The sequence below is a fragment of the Sorangium sp. So ce327 genome (assembly GCF_051530205.1).
GTDB classification, from domain to species: domain Bacteria; phylum Myxococcota_A; class Polyangia; order Polyangiales; family Polyangiaceae; genus Sorangium; species Sorangium cellulosum_B.
This window is the reverse complement of the sequence record NZ_CP150330.1, coordinates 10,726,700-10,743,376: the sequence shown is the minus strand read 5'-3', so window position 1 is coordinate 10,743,376 and position 16,677 is coordinate 10,726,700. Positions and strand designations below refer to the sequence as shown.

Sequence of the window (16,677 nt, the reverse complement as noted above, 5' to 3'; positions counted from 1 at the left end):
GTTGGCGAAATACTCTCTCCTCCGAGAGGAGGCGCGCCGCGCGTGGCGTGAGCTCCGTGGCAGCGAGCTGTCCGCCGGCCGGACCGCCGTGGCGGTCGCGATCGGCCTGTTCATCGGATCGCAGCCGATCTTCGGCTGCCACACGCCGCTCGTGCTCCTCCTCTGTCTGTGGTTCCGCCTGGATGCAGCGATTGCCTGGGTCGCTGCGAACATCTCCAACCCCTTGTTCGCGCCAGCGCTGCTCACGGCCGAGGTCCAGGTCGGAGCGTACCTCCGCACGGGTCGCTGGCTGCGCCTCTACGAAAAGATGAGCTGGGCGCAAGCGCTTTCGGATTTCCCCGAGTACATGTTCCTCGGCGCCCCGGTGGTCGGGCTCGCGCTCGCGGCGCTCGGCGGCGGCCTGATCTTCGTCCTCGTCACGCTGAAGCGGCGCCGCGCTCCCTCGCAGCAGAGCAGCAAGATGGAGCCGTATCGCCTCCCCGGGGATGCGCCGCCGTGGGTTCACGCGGTCGAGCGCGTCGCCGGGAGGTACAGCCCGCCTGAGGGCGCCACGCCGGCGCAGCGTACCCGCTTTCACTATGTCCGCTTCAAGCTGCTCGGCGACCCCATCGCCCGGTTGATTGCCGACATCGCCGGCGACCGCCCCGGCGCGCTCGGGGAGGTCCTCGATATCGGGACCGGGGCTGGCCAGCTGCCGATTCTCCTGCTCGAGCTGGGGAGGGCCGAGCGCGCGCGTGGGTTCGACTGGGACCGAGCCAAGATAGAGGACGCTCGGCGCGCGGCCGGCGAGCGCTCCGGCGCATCTCTCCCGCGCTCGTCCGATTCGTCCGGTCCGCCCGGCGCGCAGCGCGCGGCCCACGCCGCCCCTCCGCTGGACGCCGAGTTCTGGTGCGCAGATGCGCGCGAGGCCGAGCTCGGAGCTGCAGACACCGTGCTGCTCATCGACCTGCTCCACTACTTCCGCGTGGAAGAGCAGGACGCGATCTTGCGGCGGGCGGCGGCCGCGGTTCGTCCGGGCGGGCGCCTGCTCGTCCGCGAGGCGGACACCGAGCGCGGCTTGAGGAGCTCGATCACGCTCCTTGAGGAGCGCATCTTCACCGCGCTTCGATTCAACCGGGGCGAGCGTGTGCGCTTCCGTCCTGCCCGAGAGATCGTGGCGCTCCTCGAGCAGCTCGGCTTCTCCTGCGAGACGATGCCCGCCTGGGGGAAAACGCCCTTCTCGAATGTCCTCATCGTCGGGAGCCGAGCCCAGCCCTGAGCCCGAGTCGCCCTTCCCCGCGAGCTCTCATCCTCCCACCGCCGTCGCCGCGCCCCCGGCGTCAGCGGTCGTTGCCGGGTCTCCGATCCGACGTGCGGCCTCTTGTGCATCGCCCGGTTGCTCGATCTCCGCGGATGGTTAGAACCTGTCCAGTGCGTTGACGCGTTGGTCTCGCGGCGCCTTTCGGACCACGAGCCGCGCTATCGGGTGGAGCGACCATCCCTGATGGCACAGACCATGCTTGTCCTATGGGCATGGCGGCGGAGCGCGCTGCCCATGTCCCTATCCTGATCGCTGGAGGCCGATAGGCCTTCGGTGGCCCCTCCTTGCCGGGCGTCAGGCTCCCCAACATCGCAGGCCCGCGATATCCGCCTGGGGCGTCCTGTCCAGGTGTCCGTGAAGGTGCGTTGAGCTCCGGGCCGGCCAGGTCCAGCGCGGCTCCGAGGGCGCCGCGTCATGGTCGAGAAAAGCGCCGGATGGGCGGAGCGGGTCAGGCGTTCACAGCAACGACGCTTGCGCGGCGCCGATCGTGCTCTGCCATGTCGGCAGTCCCGGCCACGCTCACGGCCCCACGGAGCGAGCACCGCCCGGCGGGAGTCCGGCCCCGGAGGACCGGACTCCTGCGCCGCGTCGCGCCGGTGACGCTCCCTTTCATTTCCTTTGGAGCGCCGCCCCGCCTCACGCCCCAGCGTCCGTTTCGAGGCCGCGTCAGCGCCGCGTGACAGGAGACCCGGCGGGATCGCGGATGCACGAAACTAGATGTGGTGGTCCTTCGATGGTGCCCCACGACAGGTTGGGGTCTCAGCGGTCATGACGTGGTGGTCTCTCCCGATCCGACGTCGACAAGAGCACGGGCATGGCGGCTCGGTAACCCAGCGTCCTGGGCACCAGAGCGGACATGTGTGCACAGACGCGATCGCGGAGCGGCGCCGCCTGTGTCGTGTCACCAGGCGGATCCGCTCAGCAGCGGTCGGGCGGCAGTTGACGCGCCTCACGCGCGGATTTCTCCGTCGTCCTACGAGGAGACGACGTGGCTTGGCGGGACTTCCTGCGGGGCATCCAGCGGCGTGTACGGCTGCGGAGCTTGCTCCGCTCCGAGGTGCGACGTCTCCGCGCCTGCCGGGACAGCTCCCGGCTCGCCGCGATTTCCCCTGCTGGGCTTGCGGGAAGGCGGGACGTCGACCTCGGTCGGTTTGGCCGGACGCTTCGGGAGAGCGTCGATGCTGGCTTCAGCGGGAAAAGTACTTGGTAGCCCGCTTCTCTCCTTTCGACGTGATCTTCTTCTCGACGAGCAGCTTCCGAATCGGGAGGGTCAGCTCCTTCGTGGTGGTGCCCAGATCCTTGGCGATCTGCTCGACGCCCTGGCCGCTGTTGCTCCGGATGTGCTCCAGGACCTTCTGCGTCATCGCGGCGAGCTCTTCCTTCGAGCGCTTCTCGCCCTTCTTGCGGGTGGGCTTCGCAGCGCGAGCGGGGCGACCGACCGCCTTCTTGACCTCCGCAGGCTGCTGGGGAGCGGCCTTGGCCCGACCCACCTTGCGCGGCGCGGCGGCCGCAGCGGCCGGCTGGCCCTCGCCTCGCAGGGCGTTGGCGACCGCCTCGAGAGCCGCTTTGCGGACAAGTCCGCTCAGCTGAGAGACGAATGCATCAACGTGGCTTTTGATCTCGGTTTCGACGTTGTTCATTGGATCTCGCGTCCCATGAATAGCTAGAGTTGTCAACTGCTGAACAGCACCTTGCTTGAAAATAATTCGAGAGGTGTCCCCCTCTCCCCTCAACGCGCGTCAAGAATCCGCGCTCGCCACCTCCCCGTCGGGTCATGGGGTGCTGGGGCGACCGGTCGAGCCGGACTCCAGCCACCTCGTCTCCCTGGAGACGTCGCGCCGCGAAGCCAGGCTCCGCCCCAACCCAAGAGGGTGCGATGGACAGCGCCGTGCTCCTCTCTACACCGCGCTCCCGCTTTGGATGCCGCGGCGCGCGTGCCGTGGGCAGCCCCTTAACCGAGGGGAGCCAGCGACATTCCCATGAAGATCTGCTTTCCTGTGCTCCGGACACACGCGCCCCACCGCGCAGCGGCCGAAGCGGGCGCCTGACCGAGGGACCGTGGAGGAGCCCGACCCCCCGGGTGGAGCGCCCGCGATGAGGAAAGGTGTCATGGCCGAGGTCGCCGTTCCAGGCGACCCCCGGTGAGCTGGAGCGGCAGCCTTTCACTTCTGCACTCCACCCTGCTCCGGCGGCGTAACCGTATGCCCGAGCTCTCGTCTCCCGACCGAGCCGCTCTCCGGGATCGACCGCAACGTGTCGGCCGCCGAGACGCCCTCCGGCGGTGTCGACGTCATGAGGGCTACCCCACCCACCTGCCAGGACATCCCCCTGGCTGATCGGCGCGTCGGCCCGACGCGGTTGCTCCCACCCACGTTGCAGCCCCCAGGCCATGTCGCCTCCGGTCTGGCTGCGTCTTTTTGCGGCTGTGCTGGAGCTGCCCAGCCTCCGGCCGAGTCTCCCAAACCGCTCGCCGTGCCCGAGCTCCGACGGCCGCCCCGGCAAGCCGGAAGTCGCCCCGCGGGAGGCCACGAGGCCGCCGCTCCTGCTCAGCCGCTCATCCTGATTCAGGGGGTGACACTCGTGCTGGGCACCAGGGTGACGCTCGCCCGCGGCTCGCTCCCGTGCGAGGGGGCAAAGCTCACCGTCGCCGCCGAGGGCGACATCGATCCCCCGAGCGGGGCGGCGGTGATGGACGCTGGTGGACAGTTCGTCACTCCTCGGCTGTTCGACGCGCACTCCCACCTCGGGGGCCGCCCGACGCCAGGCGCGGCGGCGCACCTGGACGGCAGCGAACGGGAACCAGACATGGGGCCGGTGGCGCCGCAGGCTCAGTTCGCCGATGCCATCTGGCCCCAGGACCCGGGTATCGAACGGGCAGTCGCTGGTGGTGTTACGACCATACAAGTCCTTTCGGGTTCAGGCAACCTGATTAGAGGGTGCGCGGTAACGATGGAGCTCCGACCGGGCATCGGTCCTCCCATCGGCCCTCCCAGGTTCCTCCCTGATTCCTGCCAGATGCTTCCCAGACGCTCGCCACCGCGGCGCCCGGCGGGCTGAAAGTGGCTTGCGGGGAGAGCCCGAAGCGCAGCTACGGCGGGGACAAGCGGGCACCGATGGCCGGTGCGGGCAACCTCGCTCTCCAGCGGGCGACCTCTCTCAAGGCCAGGAAGCTCCAGACGGACTGGGCGCGATGGAGCGACCGGGAGTCGCGTCGGATTGCGACCGAGGCGAAGGCGCCGGCGTCCGCCAGGCCACGAAGCAGGAGCGCTCGACACCCGAGACCTCCTCCCGCGAAGATCCTGCCGTCGCGCCTACTGCCTGCTCGAGGGCGTGTCTCGCGTCGACGTGGGCGCGGCGCGCCATCACCGCAGTCTCCAGCGCCGCCTCCTACACGTGCGATCGCGCGACGCGTGACGGCGGCGCACCGTGATCGGGTGGCCTCACGAGAGCCGCGCGTCGACACGCGGCGCGCGCGGCTCTCGTGATCAGGGCGCTCGCGCGCGCCGCGCGGCTCTCGTGATCAGGGCGCTCGCCGCCCGACATCTCGACCTGGGCGTTCTGCCTCGTCGCGCCGAGGCGAGCGGCGCCGCGTCACATGACGGCGTTTTTCTAGATGTAAAGGAGAACCGGCGCGGGCCGCGTCGGCCGCTCTCCACGGGAGGAGCCGTGATCGCGGCGCTTGCTGCCGGCGCGCGCGACTTCTAGATCGTTCCGGCCGTGGTCAACCCGAGCGCCAAGCAGGATCCCGAAGCCCTCCTCGCCGCCAAGCTCGCGTCGCTCCCGACGACGCCGGGCTGCTATCTGTTCATCGACAAGGCCGGCGCCGTCGTCTACGTCGGCAAGGCGAAGAGCCTGCGCTCGCGCGTCCGCAGCTACTTTCAGGAGAGCGGGAGCGACGCCAGGTACTTCATCCCGATACTCCGGAAGATCGTGGCCGATCTGGAGACGGTGGTGACCGCCACCGAGAAGGAAGCGGCCGTACTCGAGAACGAGCTCGTCAAGCAGCACAAGCCGCGGTTCAACGTCAAGCTGCGTGACGACAAGGACTTCCTCTGCCTCAAGCTCGACACGCAGAAGGCGTGGCCGATGCTCGAGACGGTCCGCCGTCCCGCCCCGGACAAGGCGCGCTATTTCGGGCCCTACCACTCGGCGACGAGCGCGCGGCGGACGCTCCACCTGGTCAACAAGCACTTCCAGCTCCGCACCTGCTCCGATACCGAGATGGCGTCGCGCCGGCGCCCCTGCCTGCAGTACCAGATCAAGCGTTGCCTCGCGCCCTGCGTGATGGATGTGGACCGGGAGCTCTATACGGAGATGGTCCGCTCGGTCGCGCTCTTCCTCGAAGGGCGCCACGACGAGCTCACGGGGGAGCTCACCACGCGAATGCGGGACGCGTCGCGGGAGCTCGAGTTCGAGCGCGCCGCCATCTACCGCGATCAGCTCCGGGCGGTCGAGGCCGTGCGCGAGGCCCAGCGCGTCGTCTACGTGAAGGACGTCGATCAAGACGTGGTGGGCATCTACCGCGAGGGGACGCTCGTGGAGGTCGAAGTGATCTTGGTGCGGAGGGGGCGCGTGACAGACACGCTGTCCTTCTCGCTCCGCAACATGGAGCTGCCGGACGACGAGGTGCTCGGCGGCTTCTTGAACGAGTACTATGGCGTCGCGTCCACCACGATCCCCGATGAGGTCCTCGTGCCGGTGTTGCCGGACGGCGCGGAGGGCGTCGCGGAGTGGCTCGGCGATCGGCGCGGCCGCAAGGTCGCGCTCTTCGTGCCTCAGCGCGGGCCCCGCGTCGATCTGCTCAAGATGGCGAACGAGAACGCGGCTCACGCGTTCCGGGAGAAGCAGCGGAGCTCCGACGATCTCGAGGCCCGGCTCGAGGAGATCAGGGAGCGCCTTCGTCTCCCGACGCTCCCGCGTCGCATCGAGTGCTGCGACATCTCGCATCTCGGCGGCGGCGACACGGTGGGATCGATCGTGGCGCTCCTCGATGGTCAGCCGGACAAGAAGCGCTACCGCAGCTTCAACGTGAAGAGCGTGGCCGACGGCGACGACTACGCCGCGATGTACGAGGTGCTCTCACGGCGCTTCCGCCGCGGAAAGGCCGCCCGGCAGGCGAGCCCCGCGTCCACCGCAGACAGCGAGGCCGCCCTCGGCGCCGAAGGCGCGCCCGAGAGCGACGTGATGGAGGGCGTCACCGAGAGCGACATGATGGAGAGCGATCCGGCGGAGAGCGACGCGCTCGAGAGCGATGCGACGGAGGGCGACCTGGCTGACGAGGACATCGCCTTGGCAACAGCGAGCGACGCTCCGCCGGAGACGGAAGGGACGCCGGTGTCCGCTGCCGCGGAGCGAGAGAGCGCCGGCTCGGGGGGTGATGTGTCGAGGCGCGCCGAGGCCGGCGGAGGCGAGTGGGATCTTCCAGATCTGTTCGTCGTCGATGGTGGGCGCGGCCAGCTTCAGGTGGCGCTGTCGGCGGCGCGCGATCTCGGCCTGCACGGCCTCCCGATCGTCGGTCTGGCGAAGGAGCGGGAGACGCAGACCGGAGAGAAGCTCGTCGACCGCGTTTACCTGCCTGGCCAGAAGAACGGTATCCCGCTCCGATCCACGAGCTCCGCCCTCTTCTTCCTTGCGCGCGCGCGCGACGAGGCGCACCGCTTCGCAAACCACGCACGCAAGCGGCTCGGCAAGGCGCGGCGCCTCCGGTCCGAGATCGAGGACATCCCAGGGCTTGGCAGCGCGGTGAGGACGGCGCTCCTCCGGGAGCTCGGTTCCATGGAAGGAGTGCGTCGCGCGACCGACGCTCAGATCCTGGCGGTGACAGGGGCCACCAAGCGACACCTGTCAGCGCTGCGCAAGGTCATCCCGTCTCCCGAGTCCTCGCAGCCAGACGCGCCGGCCGAGGACACCGGCGATCTCTCCAAGGCACGGGGGCTCACGCGCTGAGCGCGACCGGGCCCGTTCCGCCGTGAATCAGTGAAAGATCACGCTGCGACCTGAACGGCGTTCCGGGTTGAGCGCCAAGGCGTTCTCTGCGACGATCCGAACACCAGGCGCCCGGTCGCATTCCGGGCGCACGCGGTCATTTTTCGATCAAGAGCACCACCTGGCACACCGAGCGCTTCTTGCGGACCCGACGTCGTGGGCGGGCCGCGGCGGGCCGCGCTCGGCGGGCTCGATTCCCGGCGGGCACTGCCTCGCTCCGGGGTTACGCGGCACGTGAGCACCATGGGAGAAGTACGCGCTGGCCACACGCTCGGTCGCTATGAGCTCCTCGTCCCCATCGCGCTCGGGGGCATGGCCTCGGTGTGGGCCGCTCGAACGGGCGGCCAGCTCCCCAGGATCGTCGCCGTCAAGCTGCTGCGCGCCGAGCTGAGCGACGATCCCGACTTCGAGGCGATGTTCCTCGACGAGGCCACCCTGGTCTCGCAGATCCATCACGCGAATGTCGCGGAGACCATCGATGCGGGCGAGGAGGACGGCGTCCTCTACCAGGTGATGGAGCTCATCGACGGTGAGCCGCTCAACCTGGTTCTCCGCGAGAGCAAGGCGCGCGGCGGCCTGCCGCTCCCCTTCGCGCTCCGCATCGTGGCCGAGGCGGCCCTCGGCCTGCACGCCGCGCACGAGCTGCGCGGCGGCGACGGCAAGCCCGTCGGCCTCGTCCACCGCGACGTCTCGCCGCAAAACATCCTGGTCGGATACGACGGGTCGGTGAAGATCCTCGACTTCGGCGTCGCCAAGGCCGCCTCGAACCTGCAGCGGACCCAGGTCGGCCAGGTGAAGGGCAAGTACGCGTACATGTCGCCGGAGCAGGCGGGCAGCGAGCCCATCGATCGGCGCACCGACGTGTTCACGCTCGGCATCGTCTTCTATCAGCTCGTGACGGGCAGGCACCCCTTCCACGCCGAGAACGATCCTGCGACGGTGCGCCGCATCTGCGACAAGGCGGCAGCCGAGCCGCCGCGGACCCTCGTCCCGTCGCTCCCGGAGGACGTCGGGCGCATCATCATGAGGATGCTCGCGAAGCCGAGGGACGAGCGCTTCGCCACGATGGCCGAGCTGCGCCAGGCCATCGAGCAGCTGTCGCCAGCGACGCCCATCGCCACCTCGGATGAGCTCGCCGCGCTGATGCAGCAGATGCTCGGCCCGCGCGGCGAGCGGCGGCGCGCCGCGATCCAGGAGGCCATGCAGATCGCGCGCGAGCGCGCGATCGACTCCGACTATCCGCAGCTACAGCAGAGCTCGCCGCAAGCCGCCGCTCAGCCCGGGCGCGCGAGCGCGGAGCGCGGCGCCGGCCCACCGCAGGGCGCTCCGCCGGCGCCGTCGACGTCCGATGAGGGCCACGCGCGGCGCTGGCTCATCCCCGCGACCGTCGGCCTCGTGGTCCTCGTGGTGCTCGCGGGCGCGCTCCTCCTGCGCTCCTCGCCGCACGGCGGCCCGCCGCGCCAGCGGGGCTCTCTGCTGGTGCCCGGGGCGGGCTCGATCAAGGAGCCGCTCCTCAGGGCCGCGCGCGCCGCCTCGAAGGCGCCGCGCGGCGGCTCCGATGTGACGCGGACCGCACCGTAGCCGCGCCGCGCGCCCGCGTTCGCTTGACGGTTCGGGCAACGCTTTTCAAGATGGCCGCCCTCGCATGGATCTTCGCCGCTCGCCGGAGCTCTGGCGGTTCGCCGCGCTGGTGGCGATCTTCGTCACGAGCGGCCTGGTCATCACCTACCTCGTGCTGCCGCCCCCGCCGGACGACGGCCCCAAGCCCCCGCCGGTCCTCCGCGTGGCGCAGGTGCCGGTGCCGACGGGCGGCGACGTGGTGGCGAACGCGCTCGACCTCGTGCGCCGCTACGCCACCGGGGAGATCCGGATCGTGCTCCCCGACGGCTCCGCGCGCGCGCTCCGCCGCAACGATCTCGGCGTCGAGATCAACCGGGTCCGCCTCGCCGAGTTCGTGCGCGAGGCGCTTCGCCCCGAGAGCGCGCTCCGCCGCGCGCACGAGCGGGCCGGCGATGGCGACAAGGACGCGCCGCTCGACATCCCGATCCCGCTCCTCCTCGACTCCGAGCGGGCGATCAGCAAGCTGCTCGACCTGAAGGTCGAGCTCGACGCGCCCGCGGTCGACGCGTATGTCGACCTCGAGGCGAAGCAGCTCAAGCCCGAGAAGATCGGGTATCGGCTGGACGTCTACGGCACGCTCGCGCGCATCGACGCCGCCCTCCGGGCGGGCGAGGACACCGCGCAGGCCAGCGTCGAGACGATCGCGCCGAAGCTCGTCGCCGAGCAGCTCGGCAACGTCAAGTTCGATCAGGTGCTCGGCTACTTCGAGACGCGCTACGCGACCGGCGCGCGATCCAAGGAGAGGACGTACAACCTCAGGCTCGCGGCCTCCAAGCTCGACGGCGTGGTCATCATGCCGGGCGAGATCTTCGACTTCAACGAGACGGTCGGCCCGCGCGACGAGGCGCACGGGTACCGCGTCGCTCCGGTCATCGCTCAGGGAGAGCTCGTCGACGGGCTCGGCGGCGGGACATGCCAGATCTCGGGCACGCTCCACGGCGCCGCGTTCTTCGCGGGGCTCGAGATCGTCGAGCGCTACCCGCACTCCCGCCCGAGCTACTACATCAAGCTCGGCCTCGACGCGACCGTCGTCTACCCGACGATCAACTACCGCTTCAGGAACCCGTTCGACTTCCCGATCGTGCTCCACGAGACGGTGGCCGGCGGCGTCGTGCGCGCCGAGATCCTCGGGCCCTCACGCAAGCTCACGGTCACGTACTTCCGCCGCATCGACGAGGTCATCCCGTTCGAGGAGCTGGAGCGCCCGACGCCGAAGCTGCCCGAAGGGACGCGGGCGCTCGCTCAGCGCGGCATCCCCGGCTTCAAGACGACGAGCTCGCGGGTCGTCCGCGACGGCGCCTACGCGGTGCGGGAGAAGTGGAGCGACAGCTACCCGCCGACGGCGCAGATCGTCCATGTCGGGAGCGGTCCGCGCGACCCCGAGGCCAAGACGGCCGACGACAATCACCCCGAGTACGTGGCGGACGAGTACCTCGTCGTGACGCAGGGGCCGGACGTCCGCACGCCAGGCGCGACCGGCCCGGAGCCGGGCGGCGGCACCGTCGAGAGCCGCGAGCCCGGGCTCACGGGCGAGCGCGGCTGGACCGAGCGCGCGGGGTTCGGCACGTTCCGCGCGAAGGGGGAGGAGCGCGCCGAAGGAGACGGCAGCCGCGCGCGCGGCGAGGACGCGCCGCCCGCAGAGGGGATCGCCGTCGCGCACGCCCCGGGCGCGGCGGCGCCGGAAGCCCGTGGCCAGCGGGACCCCGCGGGGGACGAGGCGAAGGGCGGCAAGGGCAAGAAGCGACGCCAGAATCAGAACCAGAAGAAGACGACGAGCGACGGCGGCTGAGCGGGCGGCCTCGAACGGAGCCGGCGGCGGCTGCTCGGCGGCGCTCGCCGCGCGCTGGCCCCGGCGAGCTCCGCCCGTCCTCCGCCGCCGCGGCCTTCAGCGAGCGCCGATCGCCCGGCGCACCTCGTGGAGCGTCGGGCCCGCGAGCGCCCGCGCGCGCTGGGCGCCTTCCAGGAGCAGGGCGTCGATGCGGGCCGGGTTGGCCATGAGATCGGCGTAGCGGCGCCGCGGCTCCTCGAGCGCGCGGTTCAGCACCTCGAACACGGCCTCTTTCGCCTCGCCCCAGCCGATGCCGCTCTGGTAGCGGCCGCGGAGCGCCTCCGCCTCTTCGGACGTGGAGAACTCCCGGTAGAGGTGGAAGAGCGGCGAGGTGTTCGGATCCTTCGGCTCGCTCGGGGGCGACGAGTCCGTCTTGTACTTGAAGATCGTCTTGCGCAGCTTCTCCGGCGGCAGGAAGAGCGCGATGGTGTTGTCGTAGCTCTTGCTCATCTTGCGGCCGTCGAGGCCCGGGATCACCGCCGTCTCCGCGCTGATGCGCGCCTCGGGCAGGACGAGGGTCGGGCCGTAGATCGCGTTGAAGCGCTGCGCGATATCGCGGGCGATCTCGATGTGCTGGACCTGGTCCTTGCCCACCGGCACGACATTCGTCTTGAACAGGAGGATGTCGGCCGCCATCAGCACCGGATAGGCATAGAGGCCCATGTTGATCCCGGCGTCGAGGTCGTCGCTGTCCTCGGCGCCCGCGGCGCTCGACGCCCCGGCCCGGGACTCCATGTTCTTGGCGACAGCCGCCTTGTAGGCGTGGGCGCGGTTCATGAGCCCCTTCGCCGTGAAGCAGGAGAGGATCCAGCTGAGCTCGAAGATCTCCGGAACGTCGGATTGCCTGTAGAAGATGACCTTCTCGGGATCGAGGCCGAGCGCGAGCCACGTCGCGGCGACCTCATGGACCAGGCTCCGGAGCTTCTGCGCGTCGTGGATGAGGTTGAGCGCGTGATAGTCCGCGACGAAGTAGAGCGCGTTCGACGCGGTCCCTGCGAGCGCGAGCGCCGGCTTGATCGCCCCTACGAAGTTGCCGAGGTGCGGCGTTCCGGTGGGCTTGATGCCGGTGAGGACGGTGCTTGCCATCGTTGTCGTGTTCCTCTGAGAGAGCTCATCCCATTACGCGCTCCCGGTGGGTGATGCCACTGTCACGCCCCAAAAATCAGCCGGGTTTCTTGCTGCGCGGGCGCGTTGGCGCGGGTCGGCGCGCGGTAGTGCGCGCGTGCGCGCCAGCACGAGCTCTCTGCCCGCAGCGCGACCCCGGATCATCCGCCCGCGGCGCAGCGTGTACCGTGTCGTGGCCGTGTACGATCGGCGATTTTCGTGCCACGGTGGACGCCGGACCGACCCCCACGACCCACGCTGGCACCTGCGCCATGTCTGGCCGAACGCCGTCATCTCCCGCTCCTCGCCCCGAGGCCTCCGCCCCGCCGCCCGCTGGCCAAGCCCCCGAACGCGCGCGGCCGACCGTCGCGCTCGCCGTCTCGGGCAGCATCGCCGCGTACAAGGCCGCCGAGGTGGCCCGGCTCTTGATCCAGGGCGGTGCGCGCGTGCTCCCGATCATGACGCGCGCGGCGCAGCAGTTCCTCGGGCCGATGACGCTGAGCGGGCTTTGCGGCGAGCCGGTGCGCGACACCATGTGGGATCCCGGCTTCGCGGGCGAGCTGCACGTCGCGCTCGCCGCCGAGGCCGATCTCGTGCTGCTCGCGCCCGCGACCGCCGACGTGATCGGGCGCCTCGCCGCGGGGCGCGCCGACGACCTCGTGACGGCGCTCGCCCTGTGCGCGCGGGGGCCTGTGCTCGCCGCGCCGGCGATGCATCCCCGCATGTGGGCTCATCCCGCGACGGCGCGGAACGTCGCCACGCTCGAGGCCGACGGGCGCGTGCAGCTCGTCGGCCCGGTCTTCGGCGAGGTCGCCTCGGGCGAGCGCGGCCTCGGGCGCATGGCCGAGCCGGCGGCGATCGCGGCCGCGGCGTTCTCGCGGCTCGCCCCGCGCGACCTCGCGGGGCTCCGCGTCGTCGTCACCGCGGGCCCGACGCTCGAGGACCTCGATCCCGTGCGCTTCCTCGGCAACCGGTCGACCGGCAAGATGGGCTTCGCCGTGGCGGAGCGGGCCGCGGCGCGGGGCGCGCAGGTCACGCTCATCGCCGGCCCCGTGTCGCTCTCCACGCCGCCGGGCGCGCGCCGGGTCGACGTGCGCGGCGCGCTCTCGATGCGCGGCGCGCTCTGGCAGGCGCTCGGCGAGGACCTGCGCGGCGCCGACGCGCTCATCATGACGGCCGCCGTGTCCGACTACCGCCCGGCCGAGCTGCACGCGACCAAGCTGAAGCGGACGCCCGACCTCGCGTCGCTCCCGCTCGTGCCGAACCCTGATTTGCTCGCGGAGATCGGCGCGGCGCGCGGCGGGCTGGCGGACGCTGCCGGCGACGACGGAGCGCGCTCGCCGGTGCTCGTCGGGTTCGCGGTCGAGACCGCCACGGACGAGGGGGTCATCGCCTACGCCCGGCACAAGCTCGCGAGCAAGCGCGTCGACATGATCGTCGCCAACCACGCGGCGGACTCGTTCGGCCGGGACGACAACCGCGCCACGATCGTGACCGGCGACGCCGCCGACGCGCTCGGCGTGTTGCCCAAGCCGGCGCTCGCGGACCGCATCCTCGACCGGGTCTTGCAATTAAGTCAGACGAGTCAGACGAGTCGAACGAGTCAGACGGGTCGAACGAGTCAGACGGGTCGGACGGGTCAGGCGAGCGCGCGATGATCCCGGGTGAAGACCGCGCCGCGGCTCCTCCGGCTGCCTCTGGCTCGGCCGCCCCGGCCTCGTCGCGCGATCCGCGGGCGATCGATCCGCGCGATCCGCCGCGCTCTTCGCGCCGCGAGGCCGCGCTCATCGCCGCGTCCGTCACCGCCTGTGTCGCGCTCGCCGTCTCGTTCGCGTTCGATCCCGGCCGCGCGGGCGCGCCTGCCATGCTCGCGGCGCTCGGCGCGCTCTACGCCGTCCTCACGGCGATCACCGTGATGTGGCTCCGCCGGCGCGGCGAGCTCCGCGCCGCGCTCCGCCCCCTGTCCGGCGATCTCGCGCGCGGCGCCCTGGTCGCGGCGGGGCTCTACGGGCTCGCCATGGCGGTGCAGCTGCTGCTCGCCCCGCGGGGCTCGCCTCGCGAGGCGTGGGTCCTTCGCCTGTACCTCCAGCTCGGCGACCCCTCGGCCGACGCGCGCGTGTTCGTCGGCGCGCTCGTCTTCGTCATCGCCGCGCTGGAGGAGATCGTCTGGCGCGGGCTCGTCCTGCGCGCCCTGGAGGGGCCGCTCGACCGGGGCGCCGCGTGGCTGCTGTCGAGCGCGCTGTTCGCCGCCGCGCACGCCCCCACGCTCTTCCTGCTCGGCGATCCAGTGGCCGGGCCGAACCCGCTGCTCGTCGCGGCGGGCTTCGGCTGCTCGATCGTGTGGGGTCGCGTGGTGCACCGGACCGGGCGCCTGGCGCCGGCGGTCTTCGCCCACGCGTTCTTCTCGTGGGCGATCGTGAGCTTCCCGATCTGGCGGCCGTGACGGGCTCGCGCCTGCCGCGGGATCAGCCCTCGAGCTTCGCGAGCTCCTCTTCGGGGACGTCGAAGTCGGCGTAGACGTTCTGCACGTCGTCGTGGTCGTCGAGCGAGTCGACGAGGTTCAGGCAGACCTCGGCGTCGCGGCCCGCGACCTCTTTCTTGGTCTTGGGGACGTAGCCCGCGGAGTTCGACTTCACCGCGATCTTCGCGTCCTCGAGGGCCTTCACGACGGTGTCCATCACGTCGACGCTGGAGAGCACCTGCCACTCCTCTCCCTGGTCGCTGTAGTCGTCGGCGCCCGCGCCCACGGCGGTGTCCATCAGCTGATCCTCCGTCGCCGCGTCCTTCGCGAGGAGGATGATCCCCTTCCTCTCGAAGGCCCACTGCGCGGAGCCGCCGGCGCCGAGCTGCCCGTTGTTCTTCTCGAAGATCTTCCGGATCTCGGCGACGGTGCGGTTCCGGTTGTCGGTCATCGCCTCGCAGAGGAACAGCGTCCCGCCGGGCCCTGTCCCTTCGTAGAGGATCTCCTCGTAGTTCGCGCCCTCGATCTCGCCGGTGCCGCGCTGGATGGCGCGCTTGATCGTGTCGGCGGGCATCGCCTGGCCCTTGGCGTCGTTGATCGCCTTGCGGAGGCGCGGGTTGCCGTTCGGGTCTCCGCCGCCCATGCGCGAGGCGACGGTGATCTCCTTGATGAGCTTCGTGAAGAGCTTGCCGCGCTTCGCGTCGAGCGCGCCCTTCTTGCGCTTGATGGTGGCCCACTTCGAATGGCCGCTCATGCCTGTCTGCTCCGTGATGACGGGGCGCTCGCTCGTGGCGCGCGCCCAGGGGGAAGGTTCGGCGCAAGATGGAGCACCGTTCGGTTCGAGCGTAGAAACCGTCAGGGCGCCGGGAGCGCCAAGAGATTGTCGAGCTCTCTTGGCGCTCTCGGCGCCTTTCGGTTCGAACCGTCTGTCGCTCTAGCGGTGCGCCCGGGGGGAGGCAACAACGACGGCACCCCCGGCCGCGCGGTTCCCTCCTCACCGGGAGGACGAGCGCGGCCGGGAGCCCTTGTCGACCTGGGTCTGCGGCTGCCCCCCTCTGTGTCGCTACAGCGTCGCTACAGCGCGTAGCCGGTCTCGCCGTGCTCGGTGGCGTCGAGGCCCTCGCGCTCGTCGCTCTCGGGCACGCGCAGGCCGATCAGCTTGTCGACAAGCTTGAGGAGCACGAAGGTCACGATCGCGGCGTACAGCCCGACGGCCGCGATGCCGACCAGCTGCGGGACCATCTGCCCCGGGTTGCCGGCGATCACGCCGTCGCGGCCGGCCTCGTTCAGGGCCTTCTCGGCGAAGACGCCGGTGAGGACCGCGCCGAGGAGGCCGCCCACGCCGTGGACGCCGAACGCGTCGAGCGAGTCGTCGTAGCGCAGGCGCTCCTTCGAGACGACCGCCGCATAACACACCACGCCCGCGAGCAGGCCGATCACGACGGCGGCCCACGGCGCCACGAACCCGGCCGCGGGCGTGATCCCGACGAGCCCGGCCACGATGCCGGACGCCACGCCGAGCGCGGTCGGCTTGCCTCGCTGCGCCCACTCGACGAGGAGCCACGCCGCGCCGCCCGCCGCCGCCGCGAGGTGCGTGTCGAGCAGCGCCAGCGCCGCGAGCCCGCCCGACGTCAGCGCGCTGCCGGCGTTGAAGCCGAACCACCCGAACCACAGGATGCCCGTGCCCGTCAGGGTCATCGTCAGGTTGTGCGGCACGTGCCGCTCGTGCGGATATCCCGTGCGCCTGCCCAGCACGAGCGCACAGATCAGCGCCGAGATGCCCGCCGCGAGGTGAACCACGGTGCCGCCCGCGAAGTCGAGCGCGCCCATCTCGAAGAGCCAGCCCTTCTCCGCCCACACCCAGTGCGCCACCGGGTCATAGACGAGCGTGGACCAGAGCAGGATGAAGACCAGGTACGCCGAGAACCTCATCCGCTCGGCGAACGCCCCCGCGATGAGCGCGGGCGTGATCACCGCGAACATCATCTGGAACGCGGCGAACGCGATGTGCGGCACCGTGCCGCGCTCGACCATCGCGATCCCGTGCAGACCGACAAAGTCGAACCCGCCGATGAGCCCACCGTGCGAGGTCCCGAACGCGAGCGAGTACCCGACGGCCACCCACTGCACCGAGATCACCGCGAGCGCGGCGAACGAGTGCATGAGCGTCGCGAGCACGTTCTTGCGGCGCACCATGCCGCCGTAGAACAGGGCGAGGCCCGGCGTCATGAAAAGGACGAGGGCTGTCGATGCGAGGAGCCAGGCCGTATCCCCAGTGTCGATCTTCATGGCACCGGGGTAACGTGCCCAATGTTTCAACGAGGTTTCGTCGTCGCGGCAGGACGCATTTGACAGGAAGTCGGGAAATTTCTAACGCCC

The 16,677-nt window shown here is 70.8% G+C and carries 11 protein-coding genes; 6 read left to right on the top strand and 5 right to left on the bottom strand.

Annotated features, from left to right (window positions below; translation table 11 throughout):
• Position 1 precedes the first annotated feature (1 nt).
• Positions 2 to 1,258 (top strand): DUF2062 domain-containing protein, encoded by a 1,257-nt coding sequence (locus WME95_RS40225; protein ID WP_437904570.1) that lies wholly within the window; start codon positions 2 to 4, stop codon positions 1,256 to 1,258.
• A gap of 1,229 nt (positions 1,259 to 2,487) precedes the next feature.
• Here the strand turns inward: WME95_RS40225 and WME95_RS40220 are convergent.
• Both WME95_RS40220 and WME95_RS40215 read right to left on the bottom strand, forming a co-directional pair.
• Positions 2,488 to 3,033, bottom strand: a complete 546-nt coding sequence (locus tag WME95_RS40220) for a DNA-binding protein (RefSeq protein ID WP_437904569.1) — start codon at positions 3,031 to 3,033, stop codon at positions 2,488 to 2,490.
• A 429-nt stretch (positions 3,034 to 3,462) separates the two neighbouring features.
• Positions 3,463 to 3,594 (bottom strand): hypothetical protein, encoded by a 132-nt coding sequence (locus tag WME95_RS40215; protein ID WP_437545355.1) that lies wholly within the window; start codon positions 3,592 to 3,594, stop codon positions 3,463 to 3,465.
• Between the two features lie 1,423 nt (positions 3,595 to 5,017).
• Between WME95_RS40215 and uvrC the strand changes: the two genes are divergently transcribed.
• The 3 genes from uvrC (at position 5,018) to WME95_RS40200 (ending at position 10,694) form a co-directional block, all read left to right on the top strand.
• Positions 5,018 to 7,246, top strand: coding sequence for an excinuclease ABC subunit UvrC (gene uvrC, locus WME95_RS40210; RefSeq protein WP_437904568.1), 2,229 nt, complete (start codon positions 5,018 to 5,020; stop codon positions 7,244 to 7,246).
• A 282-nt stretch (positions 7,247 to 7,528) separates the two neighbouring features.
• A complete protein-coding gene (locus WME95_RS40205) occupies positions 7,529 to 8,866 on the top strand; it encodes a serine/threonine-protein kinase (protein ID WP_437904567.1) in 1,338 nt (445 codons plus the stop codon).
• Positions 8,867 to 8,930: 64 nt separating this feature from the next.
• Complete coding sequence (locus tag WME95_RS40200; protein WP_437904566.1) at positions 8,931 to 10,694, top strand: VanW family protein; 1,764 nt, start codon at positions 8,931 to 8,933, stop codon at positions 10,692 to 10,694.
• Positions 10,695 to 10,790: 96 nt separating this feature from the next.
• Here the strand turns inward: WME95_RS40200 and WME95_RS40195 are convergent, their stop codons facing one another.
• Positions 10,791 to 11,819 carry a tryptophan--tRNA ligase gene (locus WME95_RS40195; protein ID WP_437904565.1) on the bottom strand — a complete coding sequence of 343 codons (1,029 nt, stop codon included), beginning with the start codon at positions 11,817 to 11,819 and terminating at the stop codon, positions 10,791 to 10,793.
• A 290-nt stretch (positions 11,820 to 12,109) separates the two neighbouring features.
• On the opposite strand from WME95_RS40195, the gene coaBC reads away from it, so the two are divergent.
• Together coaBC and WME95_RS40185 are read left to right on the top strand one after the other, a co-directional pair.
• Positions 12,110 to 13,495 (top strand): bifunctional phosphopantothenoylcysteine decarboxylase/phosphopantothenate--cysteine ligase CoaBC, encoded by a 1,386-nt coding sequence (gene coaBC, locus WME95_RS40190; protein ID WP_437904564.1) that lies wholly within the window; start codon positions 12,110 to 12,112, stop codon positions 13,493 to 13,495.
• A complete protein-coding gene (locus WME95_RS40185; RefSeq protein WP_437904563.1) occupies positions 13,492 to 14,280 on the top strand; it encodes a CPBP family intramembrane glutamic endopeptidase in 789 nt (262 codons plus the stop codon). Before coaBC ends, WME95_RS40185 begins: the two co-directional genes overlap by 4 nt.
• Before the next feature lie 22 nt (positions 14,281 to 14,302).
• On the opposite strand, the gene WME95_RS40180 is transcribed toward WME95_RS40185, so the two are convergent.
• Positions 14,303 to 15,052, bottom strand: a complete 750-nt coding sequence (locus WME95_RS40180; RefSeq protein WP_437526015.1) for a YebC/PmpR family DNA-binding transcriptional regulator — start codon at positions 15,050 to 15,052, stop codon at positions 14,303 to 14,305.
• A gap of 320 nt (positions 15,053 to 15,372) precedes the next feature.
• Positions 15,373 to 16,587, bottom strand: coding sequence for an ammonium transporter (locus WME95_RS40175; protein ID WP_437545341.1), 1,215 nt, complete (start codon positions 16,585 to 16,587; stop codon positions 15,373 to 15,375).
• Between the last annotated feature and the right edge of the window lie 90 nt (positions 16,588 to 16,677).